This window comes from Paenibacillus sp. FSL R7-0273, from assembly GCF_000758625.1.
Taxonomy (GTDB): Bacteria; Bacillota; Bacilli; order Paenibacillales; family Paenibacillaceae; genus Paenibacillus_AQ.
The window spans coordinates 2,846,767-2,860,427 of the sequence record NZ_CP009283.1; the positions used below are offsets into that span (position 1 = coordinate 2,846,767).

A 13,661-nucleotide genomic window follows, 5' to 3' on the forward strand; every position below is an offset into this window, starting at 1 on the left:
ATGGGCTTGGCCCGCAGCCTGTGATTAAATACATACAGGCGCAGCAGATTAAAGGAGCTTTATTCTGCTTAACTGCTTAAATGAAGGGATGATGAACAGATGCAGGGTCAACAGCTGGGACTAACCCCGCCTATGGGATGGAATTCGTGGAACACGTTTACTTGGGATATTAATGAACGGCTGATCCGTGAGGCGGCAGATATATTAGCCTCGGAAGGCTATAAGGAAGCCGGATATGAGTACATTGTAATCGACGACTGCTGGAGTCTGAAGGAGAGGGCTGAAGACGGCAGCCTTGTGGCTGATCCGGATAAATTTCCAGGCGGAATGAAGGCCCTTGCCGATTATATCCATTCCAAGGGGCTGAAATTTGGAATGTATTCCTGTGTGGGAACACATACCTGTGCCGGCTATCCCGGCAGCTTCGAGCATGAGTTCCAGGATGCAGCGCTGCTGGCGGAATGGGGAGTGGATCTATTAAAATACGATTATTGCTTTAAGCCCAGACATGTGTCGGGAGAGCTCCTGTACAAACGGATGAGTCTGGCGCTTAAAAATTGCGGCAGAGATATTCTGTTCTCGGCCTGCAACTGGGGCGAGGACAATGTGTATCACTGGATTCGTGAATCAGGCGCGCACATGTACCGCTCTACGGTTGACATACAGGACAGCTGGGATTCTATCAAAAGCCTGACGCTGTCCCAGCTGGATAAGGCCAGCAGTACAGGTGCCTTTTGCCACAATGATCTGGATATGCTGGTTGTCGGCATGTACGGTACCTCTAACAGCGGCTTTATCGGCGCAGCCATCGGCGGCTGCAATGATATTGAATATAAAACGCATTTTTCACTATGGAGCCTTATGGGCTCTCCGCTGATGATGGGCAATGATATCCGGAAGGCCAGCCGGGCGGCGAAGGATATTCTGATGAACAAGTCTCTGATCGCTATTAATCAGGATATTGAAGGCCGGGGAGCCTACCGGATCAAGCCTGAGCCCCAGTGGTTCCATACAGATGAGGTCTTTATGCTGGTAAAAGTTTTGACTGACGGCGATCTGGCGATAGGCTTCTTTAATCTGAGTGACGGACAAAAGGAAATCTCCCTGCAGTTTTGGGATCTGGGGCTTCCCTATGCTTCCGGCAAAGCATTGTCTTTGTATGATTGCTGGGAGCATAAGGAGCTCGGCGTATTCAAGGAAAGATATGCTCCGGTTGTGGCAGCCCATGATTGTGTAGTTGTACGGGCCAAACTGGTTTAGAGAGAGCCTTGATGAAGAGAACCTGCCTGCGCTGTGATGTCCCGTTACAGTCTGACGATGTAGCCATCTATCTAAAGCTTGTCTCCAGAGCCTCTAAAGATTTTTTGTGCATCGATTGTCTGGGTGCTAAGCTGAACTGCGGCAGGGAGCCTATCGAAAAGCTGATCAACTATTTCAGGGAATCCGGGAATTGTGTTCTTTTCCGTTAATAACGGCAGTGTGCCTGCTTTTGTATTCGGTCGGGTTATATGAAGTTACTTTCTTAAAAACCTTTGAGAAATACAACGGGTCCTCATAGCCAACCGAATAGGCTACCGTTTTGACAGACAGCAGGGTGGTTTTTAATAAATCGCAGGCACGCTGTACCCGAAACGCAGTAAGATAGCCGGAAATGGACATACCGGTCGTATCCTTAAACAGCCGGAACAAATAGCTGCGGTTAATATTAACGAAATCCACCACATGATGAACGGACAAATCCGGATTCCAATAATAGCTTTCAATATACTCCTGTGCTGAAATAACATAGTCTGTTTTATGAACTGCCCGTTCACCCGGAAAATATTCCATATAATAGGTTAGCAATACATGCAGCTTAGCGTTGGAACGTTCTCTTTCAAACGGCTTGTTTCCGTTAGATCCGCTCACATTATACAGAGGCTCCAGATCCTCCGGGGACACGGGGAGTGTTGGAGCATGGGGAGCCAGCCTGGTCATGGACAGCAGATGCAAGGCGGCGGCCCCTTTAAATTCTACCCAGACATACTCCCAGGGCTCCTCCTGATCCGGGTAGTAATATACCTCCATATGCGGGAAAATAATAAAGCTTTCGCCTTTGTGTAAAGTGTAGGTTACGTCGTTTATCTCATAATACCCTTTGCCGTTTACGATATAGTGGAGCGCGTACACATCGCGGATACCCGGCCCCCATGTATGTAAGTTAGGCGCTTTGTAGCCGGTGCCTGTGCATACCGGATTATCGACGTGTGAGAAATAAACAGACTTTTTCTGCTGTGTAATAATCTGCTGCGGATCGTTCATTCCATAGTTCACCTCACTCTAAAATTATGGCATGAAAAAGAGAGAAATGCAGTAAAAATCAGCAAGCTTGAACAAAGTCGCGAAATTTGCGACTTTTTTATTTTATTTACGTATATGTATCTTAATATAGGCTTAAATACGCAAAAAGGAGCGATGCATCTTGAATTTCACAAATGGGGATGGCGGAAATCCGGTACCGGGGCCCAAGCTGCCTGAGATGAAGCCGGGAACGTACAAGAAGATTGGACTGGGGGTAGCTGCAGCAGCCTTGCTGCTGTATCTGGGCTCTACATCATTTTATACCGTACAGGAGCAGGAACGAGCAGCTATACTGACCTTTGGCAAATACACGAATGAATCCTCGGCAGGGCTTCATTTCAAATGGCCTTACCCGATACAGGAAGTCATTACGGTGCCTGCGGAGCTGACCCAGAGAATACATATCGGGTACCGGCAGGAGGCAGATGGTGCAGTAGCCGTTGAAGATGAAGCAATGATGATTACAGGCGATGAGAATATCGTATCTGCAGACGCGGTGGTTCAGTGGAAGATCAGCAATATCCGTGATTATCTGTATAATATTGATGACCCGGAGCATTTCCTGCGTAACTCGGCCAGCTCCTCAATTCGCGCCGTAATCGGTTCCGAGAAGCTGGATTATGCGATTACTGACGGGAAGACCGTAATTCAGGATAAAGTCCGGGAGCTGCTCATTGACCTGCAGAAGAAATACAACACCGGCATTCAGATTATTGATATCAAATTCCAGGATATTGAGCCGCCGAGCGGCCAGGTTGAGGAAGCCTTCCGCGAGGTAACCAATGCCCGGGAAGAGAAGAATACGAAGATTAACAATGCGAAGAAATATGAGAACGATATCATTCCAAAAGCACGCGGTGAAGCGCAGGCGCTGCTCGAGAGAGCCGAAGGGGAGAAGAAATCACGTATCCTTAATGCGCAGGGTGATGTAGCCCAGTTCAATGCGATTTATGCGGAATACACCAACAACCAGAGCGTAACTGAAAGCCGGCTGATTCTGGAGACGCTGGAAACGATTTTACCTAACGCCAAAATCTTTGTAACCAATTCCAATAGTGACACTGTAAATTATTTGCCGCTGAATGAGCTGATGCGCAGTACCCCTGCCAGCCCGTCTGCTTCAGCCGCACCGCAAGGAGGAGCTGCAGAATGAAGAAAAACCAGATTATCGGACTGATATCCACAGTAATTCTATTGATCCTGCTTGCAGGTTCCATGTATGTAGTGAAAGAGGGGGAATACAAGGTTGTCCTCCGGTTCGGAGAAGCGATGCGTACGGTCGAGGAGCCCGGCTTGAAGCTGAAAATTCCTTTTATCGAGAATGTATCGGCTCTTCCTAAATATCAGATGACTTACGAAAGCTCGCCAACCAGTATTTTGACCAAGGACCAGAAGCCGATTGTGGTTGATAATTATACTGTTTGGAGAATTACCAACGCCTCGCAGTTCCTCAGAACGGTACAATCCGTTGGCGGCGGCATCCAGCGTATCGACGAAGCGGTATACAACTCAGTCCGCCGCAAGCTGTCTGAGGTCAATTATGAGAATATTATCAGTGAGGATACCGGACGGGGCAATATTAACGATGAGATCACCAAGGACGTTATTTCCGCTTTGACCCGTGATAACTACGGAATTGAAGTTATTGACGTTCGGATCAAGCGTACCGATCTGCCGGAAGAGAACAAGCAAAGCGTGTACAACCGGATGATTTCAGACCGCCAGTCCATTGCTGCGCGCTACCTGTCTGAAGGTGACGAGGAGTCCAAGAAAATCACCTCCAAAGCAGACCGTACCTCTACTGAGCTGTTAGCCCAGGCCGAAGCTGACTCCAAGAAAATTATTGCTGAAGGCGAAGGCGAGGCCGCAAGAATTTATAACCAGGCCTACGGCAAGTCTCCGGAGTTCTACAATTTCTACCGTACCCTGCAGAGCTATGTGACCACGCTGCAGAACGAGCCGGTGATTATGATCCCGATTGATTCGCCTTATGCCAAAATCCTGCTGGGGCAATAGCACTGAAAAAGGAAAAAGCAGCGGTTCTCCGTTAACGGAGGGCAGCTGCTTTGTTTGGTTTAATGGCTTATTACATATCAAGCTCCGTGAAGGCGTAAGGCAGTAAATCTATCAGCTTCAATTCAAGGATTTCCTGCTTGTTATTGGTTAAGTATACAGGCATTTCAGGTGAACAGAATTCTGCCATTACCTGTCTGCAGATGCTGCAGGGCGGCAGATAATCCTCGGTATCCCCGGCGATGGAAATAGCCTTGAAATCCCCTTTGGTGTACCCGTTAGTAACCGCTGTGAAAAAGGCGGTCCGTTCCGCACAATTCGTTGCCCCGAAGGAGACATTCTCCACATTGACTCCGTTAATGACGGTTCCGTCCTTCAGCAGGATTGCGGCTCCTACCGAAAACTTGGAGTAGGGGCTGTAAGCAGCCTGTTTAATCTTGCGTGCGCTTTCCATCAATTGCTCTTTATTCATACAAACCACCCTTTTAATAAGAATGAACCGCTACAGGTCCCCTTATCGCCAGCGAGCAGCTGGCAGGACTTCTAATATTATAGACTCCAGATATTATTGTCAATGCAGATTTAATCAGGAAAAGTGCAAACGCTGCAAAAAAGTCTGATTGCCGGAAATCCCCGGATGGATTAAGCTGGACGGAAAAAGAATGGGGGAGACCTTATGAAGTTTGGCTATTCGTTTTCACCTGCGGCTGACTGCCGCTATGACCCGGAACAAGGCTATGGCTTTGCTATATCAGCAGAAGGCTCTAAAAATGAGGATTTGAAGGATTCATGGCCCGGTGATTATTTCACAGAGAAGGTACCGACACTCCTGATGGATGTACCTAACGGCAATTATAAGGTTACTCTGCAGCTCGGATCGCCGGACTTTAGTGCAGTCACAACCGTAAGAGAAGGACTGGGACGGATCATGGTGCTGGAAGCGGAGACTGCAGCCGGAGAGCATATCACCCGTACCTTTGCGGTACATGTTGATAACGGCCAGCTGAAGCTTGCTTTCGGGGGAAAAGCTCCGGCAGTACAGTATGTTAGTGTCGAGCGGAACACAGCCATTCCCACCCTATATCTTGCCGGTGATTCCACAGTAACGGACCAGCCTTCCGGCCAGTTCCCCTACACAGGCTGGGGCCAGATGATCGGACTGTATCTGCATGGGGATATTGCGGTCGCCAATCATGCCCGCTCCGGCAAAAGCGCAAAGACCTTTATCCAGGAAAGCCGGCTGCTGAGGATCGCCAAAAAACTGCGCAAGGATGATTTCCTGCTGATCCAGTTTGCACACAACGATGAGAAGGAAAAGGAAGAGGGAGAAGGGCCTTTCACCACCTATCAGCACTATCTGAAGGAGCATATTGAGCTTGCCCGTACGGCCGGGGCGAACCCTGTGCTGGTAGCCCCCATGCACCGGCGGTTTTTTGAACCGGATGGCACTATCACGAATACCCACGGGGAATACATAGAAGCGATGCGGCAGCTGGCCGTACGTGAAGCCGTGCCGTTTGTGGATCTGGCAGCGCTCAGTAAAACGTACTTCGAGGAGCTTGGCGAAGAGCGGACCAAGGAAATCTTCCTCTGGGCAGAGCCTGGCCAATATCCTAATCTTCCGGAGGGGGCGCAGGATAACACCCACTTCTCGGAGACTGGCGCAATTGAAATTGCCAGGCTGGTGGCGCAGGGGATTCTTCAGAGCGGGGTGCAAGGGCTGAACCGGTACGTTGTGTTCCCGTGAGGATATAAGCTCTTGCAGCCGGGGTTCCGTTGTCTGCTATCCGCTATCCGCATTCAATGACAACACCAGCCTGCCGGTACTGCTCTGCGGCTGCCTGTGACAGTCCCTTGTCTGTCAGGATTACATCCACCTGCTCCAGCGAGGCGAAGGTACGCAGGGCAACCTGGCCGAATTTATGATGGTCGGCTGTGGCGAATACCTTGCGGGCGGTTTGGGTCAGCGCCTGCTTGTAGTCAAGGGAATCTCCGGTATATACGGAAAGTCCGTGTGTAATATGTATGGCTGTAGCAGACAGAAACGCTTTCTCTATATTCAGGCTCTGTACATAAGCAGCGGCTTCCGGACCGGCCAATATGTTGCGGACACGGTAGCCGCCCGGCACAACGAGGCGGATCTGATCCTTGCGCACCAGCTCGCTGATGATGTATACGTCATTGGTGATGACCGTCAGCGGCATGTTGTCCAGCCGCCGGGCAATCTCCAGTGTTGTGCTGCCTCCGTCCAGGGCGATAATATCGTCTTGGACGATATGAGTCAGTGCCAGCAGGGCGATCTCTATTTTCTCTGCGGCATGCTTATCGAGCGGCTGTCTGGAGCCCAGAATGCCGAACTGGTCACTCTGCGCGAGCACCGCTCCCCCATGGATGCGCTGAATCAGCCCCTGCTCCTCCAGTCTGCTCAGATCCTCGCGGATGGTTTTTCCGGTTACCTGTAGTTTATCGCTAAGCTCATTAACCGTTACATTCTTCCGGTTCAGGATCACTTTCATAATCATTTCATGACGCCGCATCGGATTCATACGTCAGCCTCAACTTTCCGTGTGTGGTTACTATAATCTATCGTTCTATATTCACTATTCTATATAAGCCCGCTCTATTAATAAAGAGCAGTGTGCTGCCAGGCGATTAAGTGGATAATTGTCATCTATTTCCGGGGCGTGCCCCGTCAGAAGGGCTTTAGATGGAAAAAGGTCACTTAATTCTACTGATTTTGCCCCTAAGCCAGAGTTTTCGTATAAATAGGTGGCATTTTTCCGCCTAATACTAAAAAAAGATGAGAAATAGCTGAATTAGGTGGCGAAAATCCAACTAAATGCCATGGAGCTGGACTGGCTATAAGCGGAGAAATCCTCTGCAACGTTTAACTTTGTTTATTAATCTTCAAAAAAGTTCATTTATAACATATAATGTTCATTATAGTTTATTTAAGTTCCTTCCAACCCTATTATGTCTGGAGTGCTGAACAGTGATTAGAAAAGCTAGTGTTATGCGTGTTTACCCCGAGCATTATGAAGAGTACAAGCGCCGCCATGATGAGCTATGGCCGGAGATGGCTGAAGAGCTGAGAAACCACGGCTCCAACAACTATTCCATTTTCCTCGACGAAGAGACAGGCAATCTGTTTGCTTACGTGGAGATTGAGGATGAAGCGAAGTGGGACCAGATGTCAGAGACCGAGATTTGCCGGAAATGGTGGGTCTACATGGAGCCGCTGATGGAGACCAATCCGGACAACAGCCCGGTATCCAAGAGCCTTAAGGAAGTTTTTTACCTGAAATAGCCCCCTGAACTGGAATGTTTTATGACGCGGGGACAGGCCTCGGGCATACAGATGACTAGCGCAGCGCAAAGTCATCCACATTGCTTCGAGGCTTTCCTTGAAGGCGGAAAGTTCAGGTCGCCGTACCCGCGGGTGACTGGCATGATAATAAGTTTGCTGTATTGACCCGGTAGCCGTTAGGCTGCCGGGTTTTTTTCGTGTAAATTGACGCCTTGTTAAAATCAATGCGGAGTCAGCTGTGCGGCGGGGCGAAGATGAATTGTATGAAATGAAAGGCAAAAATGCCTTTGATTCCGGCGTATGGTGTGGAAATGGCGGAATGAGAGGCAGAAATGCCTTTGATTCCGGCACATGGTGCGGAAATGGCGGAATGAGAGGCAGAAATGCCCTTGATTCCGGCGTATGGTGCGGAAATGGCGGAATGAGAGGCAGAAATGCCCTTGATTCCGGCGTAGGTGCTCGTTACTCCCAGCCTAGTGGAAACAATCCTTTAAGCCTGCCACAATGCAACCCGCATGAACGTCATGCCGTTCTAATGAGCCCGGAAAAAGGGGAAGCTATAACAGAAAAAACGCCAATACGATTTAAAATTTAGTACAGGATAACTTTGCTGCAAATTTGAACGGTCTCGATAAATTTCAACCTTCCTCACTTTTTCTCTACTGCCGCCGGGGGACTGCTCTGATAATATGAGGTCAGAAAGAACGAACCACCACCACTAAGCCAGACAAACCAAACATAACGATCTTTGAGGGGGATTCATCATGAACAAAGGTTTACTCTCAGGCAGAAATGCACTTTTGGCCGGGGCACTTGCAGCAACGGCTGTACTCAGCGCATGCGGCAGCAATAACAGCAGCAATACAGCATCCGAAGGAAATAATACGCCGGCAGCAGGCGGGGAGCAGGTAACACTGCGCGTCTTCTCTAACCTTCCGGACCGTAAATCGGGACAGGGCCTGGCAGAGCAGATGGTCATTGACAATTACACGAAAGAGAATCCGAATGTCAAAATCGAGCTGGAAACGCTGGCCGAGGAGCCGTTCAAAAACAAGCTGAAAGCCTACATGGCCTCCAACGAGCCGATTGACGTCACGATGGTACACGGCGGCGCCGAGCTGAACACGCTGGTACAAGCCGGTTATGTAAAAGAGCTCGATCCTGCAGCCTACGAAGGTGAAGCCTTCAGCTTCCTGCCGGGCGTATATACCTCCTTCACGTTCAACGATAAGCTGTATGGCCTTCCGCGCAACAGTGACTATGAAGTAATCTACTACAACAAACGGCTGTTTGAAGAAAATAACATCAAAGTACCAACTACCTATGCTGAGCTGATCGAAGCAGGCAAGCAGTTCCGGGAAAAGGGCATTGAGCCGATGTCAATCAACGGTAAGGATCTGTGGAGCTTCGGCGCATTCTTCCAGGATCTTGTGATCCGGGTTGGCGGAGACCAGAACCTGATGCTGGATGCCGTAGCCAGGAAGAAGGATTTCACCACAGACGAAACCTTTAAAAAAGCGGCGGAGCTGCTGGGCGAGGCCCGAGACAGCGGACTGTTCCAGGCTTCGTACATGACCTCTGACTACGGCGCATCCCAGAACCTGTTCACCCAGGAGCGGGCAGCCATGTGGTACATGGGCTCATGGGAAGCAGGGATGGCGACTAACGAAAATCTTCCGCAGACCTTCCGCGATAATGTAGCGGTGCTTAAGTTCCCGGTAGTGGACGGCGGCAAAGGCAAGAACACGGACCTGCTGGCCTGGAACGGCGGCGGCTACTCTCTGGTGAACAGCTCCAAGCATCCGGAGGAAGCCAAGAAATTCTTCGATTATCTGATGAGCGCGGGTCAATGGGCCAAAACCGTATGGGATATCGGTGCTGCTGTTCCTGCCCAGACCTATCAGCTGAACGGGAATGAAAGCAGCCTTCAGAAGGAACTGACAGAAGTGCTTACCGGTGCGACTACTACTGCTGGCTCGCTGGGTCTCGATTACGGAACACCGAAATTCAAGGACGATTCCCAGAATGCTTTCGGCAAATTCTTTGCCGGCGGCTCCACGGCGGAGCAGCTGCTTGGCGATCTGCAGTCTGCGGCGGCTTCCCAGTAAGACGAACCCTTTAACAACTATAAAGATAACGGTACGGACAAGGGCAGGGAACTTAAGTGAACTCCCTGCCCTTTGTCCGTCCGGAGGATGGAGGAAACGCCCATGCATAAAGTGCTTAACAACAAGCTGGCCATCTTTCTGTTTGTTTTTCCCGGCATTTTACTTTTCGCACTAACCTTTCTGGCCCCGATTGTACTGAGCGGTTACTACTCATTCCGCGATACGCTTGCACCCGGAACGAATTCGACGTTTATCGGACTTGGCAATTATACCGAGCTGCTGTTTCATGACAGCCGCTTCTGGCTTTCCTTACGCAATGCGGTTCTGCTGGGCCTGGGTTTTATTATTATCCAGCATCCGATTGCCATTTTCTTCGCCATTATGCTGGACCGGATCGGCGGTAAAGCCGAGAAGTGGTTCCGGACCATTTTCTTCATTCCCAGTGTCATCTCCGTCGTGGTTATTTCAAAAATGTGGCTATCCCTGCTTGATCCGACCTTCGGCGTGCTTAATAAACTGCTTGATTCTGTAGGACTTGGCGCTCTAAAGCATGCCTGGCTGGGCGACAGCAGCACTGCACTCGTCTCCATGCTGGTCATTCTGATCTGGGCCGGCTTCGGCTGGGGCCTTCTGTTCTACTATGCGGGAGTCAAGGGTATCCCGGAAGACCTGTATGAAGCGGCATCTCTGGATGGTGCCTCCGGCTTCAAACTGCATCTGCGCATCACCGTCCCGCTGCTTATGCCGGTCATTACAGTTCAGATAACACTGGCAATGATCACTGCCTTGAAGCAGATGGAGATGGTATTCCTGACCACCAACGGCGGTCCCGGCGACTCTACCCAGTTCCTCGCTGTGTATCTGTATAACAAAGCTTTTTCGGCCAGCCAGTACGGCTATGCCAATGCCATATCCATCCTGTTCATTGCCGTGTGTCTGCTGTTCACTTACCTGAGCAACAAGCTGACCCGCAGCGATGCTACCGAATACTAAGGGGGAAGCACCATGAAGAAAAATACTAAAATCATGCTCTGGCTGTTCTTCCTGATCATCGCCGCGGTGCAGCTGTTCCCGTTCATCTGGCTGGTGAACTTTTCTTTTACAAGCAGCAGCGAGTTCTATTCCTCCAGCATTCTGAAATGGCCGGATGCCCCGCAGTGGCAGAACTACATTAACGCGTGGGTGGACGGCAAGTTTGCCCGGTATTTCTTCAACAGCTTTTTTGTAACGGCGGTTACGATTGTACTGACGGTTGTTCTATCACTTACGCTGGGCTATGCGTTTACACGGATGCAGTGGAAGCTGCGCTCCCTGTTCTTTACTGTAATCCTGCTCGGCATTATGATTCCGATTCATGCGACACTGCTGCCTAACTTTGCTATTTTTAAATCGCTGGGCTTAACGGATTCCTATCTCGGACTGATTCTTCCTTATACTGCAGTCTCTGTACCGCTCGGGACCTTTATGCTGACAGGCTTTCTGCGCTCCATTCCTAAAGCGATGGAAGAATCGGCAGTAATCGACGGCGCGAACATTTACCGGATTGTATTCGGCATAATTGCCCCGCTGACCGCTCCGGCCCTGGTGACTATTGTCGTAACAACTTTCCTGAACTGCTGGAATGAATTTATTATGGCCTCCACATTCCTGAGCAAGGATTCGCTCAAAACGCTGCCGTTCTCGGTCATGAACTTTACCGGCCAGTATTCCTCGGATTACGGTTCACAGTTTGCGGTTATGGTGCTGACCTCGGTGCCTGCGATCATTATTTACGCCATCTTTAACGAGCAGATTACCAAAGGGGTTACTGCAGGCGCGGTGAAGGGCTAAGGATACGTTACTTTAGGTCAAAAGGAGAATGAAGCAATGGATAAGCTGCTATATGGGGTTGCCTATTACGATGAATACATGCCTTACGAGAGGCTTGCTGAAGATATCCGCATGATGAAAGAGGCAGGAATCAATACTGTGCGGATTGCCGAATCTACCTGGAGCACGCATGAGCCGCAAAACGGGGTGTTCGACTTCACATCCGTAGACCGCGTACTTGATGCTATGCATGAGGCCGGTATCCATGTCATTGTCGGAACGCCGACCTACGCCATTCCTGCCTGGATGGTCAAGGAGCACCCGGATGTGCTGGCAGTCACTGCGGCGGGACGCGGGAAATACGGTGCCCGGCAGATTATGGACATCACGCATCCGGTCTACCTGTTCTATGCCGAGCGGATCATCCGCAAGCTGCTGGAGCGGGTGCATAAGCATCCGGCAGTCATCGGCTACCAGACCGATAATGAAACCAAGCATTACGAGACAGCGGGCGACAATGTCCAGCTGAAATTTGTGAAATATATGCGGAATACCTACGGAACCCTGGAAACAATCAACCATCAATTCGGTCTCGATTACTGGAGCAACCGGATCGACAGCTGGGAGGACTTTCCGTCCGTAGCCGGTACGATTAACGGTAGCCTGGGGGCTGAGTTTGCCCGTTTCCAGCGCGGGCTGGTGAATGATTTTCTGGCCTGGCAGGTGTCGATAGTTAATGAGTACAAGCAGCCGGGTCAATTCGTAACCCAGAATTTCGACTATGAGTGGAGAGGGCATTCCTTCGGCGTTCAGCCTTCGGTGGACCATTTTGCAGCGGCTGAGCCGTTCGATATTGCCGGTGTGGATATTTATCATCCTTCCCAGTCTGAGCTGACCGGGGCCGAGATCGCTTTTGGCGGAGATATTTCACGCTCCGTGAAGCGCAGCAATTATCTGGTATTGGAGACACAGGCCCAGGCCTTTCCGCAGTGGACACCTTATCCGGGGCAGCTCCGGCTGCTGGCTTTCAGTCATATCGGCTCTGGTGCGAACATGGTGGCTTACTGGCATTGGCACTCGATCCACAATTCCTTTGAAACGTATTGGAAGGGGCTGCTCAGCCATGATTTTCTGCCTAACCCGGTTTATAAGGAAGCCTGCACGGTTGGAGCAGATTTCGCACGTCTAAGCCCGCAGCTGACCGGACTCGTGAAGAAGAACAAAATCGCCTTTATGATCAGCAACGAGGCGCTGTCGGCGATGGAATGGTTCAAGCTGCCGGACGGCAAGAATTATAATGATGTGGTGCGCTGGCTGTATGATGCGTTCTACCGGATGAATGCGGAATGTGACTTTATCCAGGCTTCCAGCCCGTATCTCCATGAATATGCTCTGATTGTCGTGCCGGCTCTGTACGCGGTATCGGATGAAGCACTGTTGGCGCTTAATGAGTATGTGAAGGGCGGCGGCCACGTCCTGTATTCCTTCAAAAGCGGCTTTACCGACGAGCAGGTCAAGGTGCGCACGGTGCAGCAGCCGGGCATCATCAGCGAAGCCTGCGGAATGGGCTATAGCATGTTTGCCACGCCGGGTGCAGAGACCGGACTTACCGGGAGATTGTTCCCGCAAGGCGGAGCCGGTACGGTCAGCAGCTGGATGGAGCTGCTGGTTCCGGGAACCGCTGAAGTGCTCGCCTCCTATGACCATCCGGAATGGGGCAATTATGCGGCGGCCACGCGGAATACCTTCGGCGAAGGTACAGCAACCTATGTCGGCTGTATGATGGACTCTGCCGATCTGGCCGTTATCGTGCGCGATACACTACAGACAGCCGGATTGTGGGCAGAGCAGCAAGAATATGTTTTCCCGCTGATCGTGAAATCCGCAGTTAACCGTGATGGGGCTCCGGTCAGATTCTATTACAACTACTCCGGCAAACAGGTGACGGGAGTACGTCCGGTCAAAGGTGGAATTGAATTGCTCTCAGGTAACGTAGTTGCTGCAAAAAGTGAGCTTGAGTTTGCGCCTTGGGGTGTGCAGATTATTTTGGAGCAGGTATAGCGGATAGAGGGGAGGAGGGAGTA

Annotated in this window: 12 protein-coding genes; 9 read left to right on the forward strand and 3 right to left on the reverse strand. The window is 50.5% G+C overall.

Annotation, left to right across the window (positions count from 1 at the left end; translation table 11 throughout):
- Positions 1–99: 99 nt before the first annotated feature.
- The gene (locus R70723_RS12035) at positions 100–1,260 is read left to right on the forward strand and encodes a glycoside hydrolase family 27 protein (RefSeq protein ID WP_039872275.1); all 1,161 of its coding nucleotides are present in this window, start codon (positions 100–102) and stop codon (positions 1,258–1,260) included.
- Between the two features lie 174 nt (positions 1,261–1,434).
- Here the strand turns inward: R70723_RS12035 and R70723_RS12040 are convergent, their stop codons facing one another.
- Positions 1,435–2,301, reverse strand: a complete 867-nt coding sequence (locus R70723_RS12040) for an AraC family transcriptional regulator (RefSeq protein WP_047171106.1) — start codon at positions 2,299–2,301, stop codon at positions 1,435–1,437.
- 160 nt (positions 2,302–2,461) lie between these two features.
- Between R70723_RS12040 and hflK the strand changes: the two genes are divergently transcribed.
- Both hflK and hflC read left to right on the forward strand, forming a co-directional pair.
- The gene (hflK, locus tag R70723_RS12045; RefSeq protein ID WP_052421283.1) at positions 2,462–3,493 is read left to right on the forward strand and encodes an FtsH protease activity modulator HflK; all 1,032 of its coding nucleotides are present in this window, start codon (positions 2,462–2,464) and stop codon (positions 3,491–3,493) included.
- Positions 3,490–4,356, forward strand: a complete 867-nt coding sequence (hflC, locus tag R70723_RS12050; protein WP_039872276.1) for a protease modulator HflC — start codon at positions 3,490–3,492, stop codon at positions 4,354–4,356. Before hflK ends, hflC begins: the two co-directional genes overlap by 4 nt.
- Positions 4,357–4,426: 70 nt before the next feature.
- Here the strand turns inward: hflC and R70723_RS12055 are convergent, their stop codons facing one another.
- Positions 4,427–4,825, reverse strand: coding sequence for a cytidine deaminase (locus R70723_RS12055; protein ID WP_039872278.1), 399 nt, complete (start codon positions 4,823–4,825; stop codon positions 4,427–4,429).
- A gap of 204 nt (positions 4,826–5,029) precedes the next feature.
- Between R70723_RS12055 and R70723_RS12060 the strand changes: the two genes are divergently transcribed.
- Positions 5,030–6,100, forward strand: a complete 1,071-nt coding sequence (locus R70723_RS12060) for a rhamnogalacturonan acetylesterase (RefSeq protein WP_039872281.1) — start codon at positions 5,030–5,032, stop codon at positions 6,098–6,100.
- 43 nt (positions 6,101–6,143) lie between these two features.
- Here the strand turns inward: R70723_RS12060 and R70723_RS12065 are convergent, their stop codons facing one another.
- Complete coding sequence (locus tag R70723_RS12065) at positions 6,144–6,899, reverse strand: DeoR/GlpR family DNA-binding transcription regulator (RefSeq protein WP_039872282.1); 756 nt, start codon at positions 6,897–6,899, stop codon at positions 6,144–6,146.
- Between the two features lie 446 nt (positions 6,900–7,345).
- Here R70723_RS12065 and rhaM point away from each other — a divergent pair, with 446 nt between their 5' ends.
- The 5 genes from rhaM to R70723_RS12090 all read left to right on the forward strand — a co-directional run bounded on the left by rhaM (position 7,346) and on the right by R70723_RS12090 (position 13,638).
- A complete protein-coding gene (gene rhaM, locus R70723_RS12070; RefSeq protein ID WP_039872283.1) occupies positions 7,346–7,660 on the forward strand; it encodes an L-rhamnose mutarotase in 315 nt (104 codons plus the stop codon).
- Between the two features lie 764 nt (positions 7,661–8,424).
- The gene (locus R70723_RS12075) at positions 8,425–9,768 is read left to right on the forward strand and encodes an ABC transporter substrate-binding protein (RefSeq protein WP_052421284.1); all 1,344 of its coding nucleotides are present in this window, start codon (positions 8,425–8,427) and stop codon (positions 9,766–9,768) included.
- A 102-nt stretch (positions 9,769–9,870) separates the two neighbouring features.
- Positions 9,871–10,761 (forward strand): carbohydrate ABC transporter permease, encoded by an 891-nt coding sequence (locus R70723_RS12080; protein ID WP_039872285.1) that lies wholly within the window; start codon positions 9,871–9,873, stop codon positions 10,759–10,761.
- Between the two features lie 12 nt (positions 10,762–10,773).
- On the forward strand, positions 10,774–11,598 hold the full coding sequence (locus tag R70723_RS12085; RefSeq protein WP_039872287.1) for a carbohydrate ABC transporter permease: 825 nt from the start codon (positions 10,774–10,776) through the stop codon (positions 11,596–11,598).
- 36 nt (positions 11,599–11,634) lie between these two features.
- Entirely contained in the window at positions 11,635–13,638 is a 2,004-nt protein-coding gene (locus tag R70723_RS12090) for a beta-galactosidase (protein WP_039872288.1), read from the forward strand.
- Positions 13,639–13,661 lie beyond the last annotated feature (23 nt).